This window comes from Psychrobacter sp. SZ93C1 (assembly GCF_015864635.1).
Taxonomy (GTDB): Bacteria; Pseudomonadota; Gammaproteobacteria; order Pseudomonadales; family Moraxellaceae; genus Psychrobacter; species Psychrobacter fozii.
The window spans coordinates 1-1,197 of record NZ_JADYWY010000026.1; the positions used below are offsets into that span (position 1 = coordinate 1).

The window sequence follows — 1,197 nt, forward strand, 5'->3', positions numbered from 1 at the left end:
ATGGCAGCTACAGCTTTGATCCAGCGCCTGACTTCAATGGTACGGTACCGACTGTGAACTACACAGTGACCGACCCTGAAGGCAACACTGACAGTACCACCTTAGACATCACCGTGGATCCGGTGAATGATGCACCAGTGGCCAATCCAGAAGTAGAAAGCACCGCTGAAGACGTCACCTTAACGGATAACGTACTGCCTAACGACACTGATGTGGATGGTGACACCTTGACCGTAGACTCAGCCACCGTTGACGTTAACGGCAGTGGCACCCAAGTTGCATTGGTGCTAGGCACCGCAACGGCGATCGAAGACAGCACGGGCGCTCCGATTGGTGACTTGACCTTGAATGCGGANCGTTAGCTACGTGGTGGCGGATCCTGATGGCAACACCGACAGCACCACCTTAGACATCACTGTCACGCCAGTTGCAGATGTGCCAGTTGCAGCTGATGATATAGGATTCGGACCTTTGAATCAGCCTGTAGCGGTTGACGTGGTTGGCAACGACTTTGATGCTGAAAATGATATAGACCCAACTAGCGTTGTGATCACACAATCTCCAGCGGGTGGCACTATTGCTACTGACGGAAAATCGGTTACTGTAGTTGGTGAGGGTGAATGGGTGGTTGATCCAACTACTGGCGTGATCACTTTTACGCCAGAGATAGGCTTCACAGCTGATCCAACGCCAATAAGCTATACGGTTGATGACAGTACTGGTCTAACCTCAAATGAGGCTACCGTTATTGTGGATTACCCACCAACTTCTCCAGTAACAACTGATGACAGCGAAATCGGCGTTTCTGGACAACAGGTTATTATTGATGTATTGAATAATGATTTTGATTTTGATGGAGACATTCTTCCAACGACCGTTATTATTACTCAATCTCCAGCAGGTGGAACCATTGCAGTAGATGGTAAATCAGTCATTGTTGCAGGTGAAGGTACGTGGAGCGTTGATGGAACCACAGGCGACATCACCTTTACACCAGAAAATGGTTTTACTGGTGACCCAACGCCGATCAGCTACACAGTTAGTGATAGTACTGGTTTAACTTCTAATGAATCCATTATTACCATCGACTATCCACAAACTGTACCAGTGGCAGTTGACGACAATGAGACAGGCGTCTCAGGTGCGGCTGTGTTAGTAGACGTGTTAGATAATGACACCGATCTTGAAAATGACATA

The 1,197-nt window shown here is 48.2% G+C and carries 2 protein-coding genes; both read left to right on the forward strand.

What is annotated here, in order from left to right; translation table 11 throughout:
* Positions 1-362: Ig-like domain-containing protein (locus tag I6E83_RS14620; RefSeq protein WP_197102971.1), on the forward strand; the 362-nt coding region annotated here is incomplete at its 5' end.
* Positions 349-1,197 (forward strand): Ig-like domain-containing protein (locus I6E83_RS14625; RefSeq protein WP_227680974.1); only part of this gene is annotated, 849 nt, incomplete at its 3' end. The genes I6E83_RS14620 and I6E83_RS14625, both read left to right, overlap by 14 nt.